Below are 430 nucleotides of genomic sequence, written 5' to 3'. Positions count from 1 at the left end.
GTCATGGCCTTCACCGTCACGGACGGCAGAACCGTCGCCATCGACGTACTGTCCGACCCCGAACGGCTGCACCAGCTCGACCTGACAGTCCTCGACCACTGAGGCGTCGCCGGTCACGCCGCCCGTGGGAAGATCCCTGCGCAGTGCGCTGCTTCCGACTGTTGAAGGTGACGATGTACGCGATATCCCTGGGTGACGACGGCGCCGAGCTGCGCCCGCTGGAGCCGTGGCGGGCCGAGGAGTTCCTGGCCCACATCGACCGGGGGCGGGAGTTCATCGGGCAGCACAACGCGCTGCCCGATGTCGTCACGGACCTGGAGTCGAGCCGGGCGTTCCTCCAGGCGTACGCGGAGAAGACCGCCGCCGACGCCGGGCGGCTCCACGGCATCTGGACCGGCGACAAGCTGGTCGGCGCGGTCCTCCTCCGCAC

At 69.5% G+C, this 430-nt stretch carries 1 protein-coding gene; it reads left to right on the top strand.

The window, feature by feature from the left end; all coding sequences use genetic code 11:
* Window positions 1–173: 173 nt before the first annotated feature.
* On the top strand, window positions 174–430 hold a 257-nt coding region (locus tag AC1DUE_RS20410), incomplete at its 3' end, for a hypothetical protein (RefSeq protein ID WP_477041227.1).

The organism is Cellulomonas sp. P4_A2 (assembly GCF_056402515.1).
The sequence above is the reverse complement of the archived record's forward strand: the minus strand, read 5'-3'. Positions and strand labels throughout refer to the sequence as shown.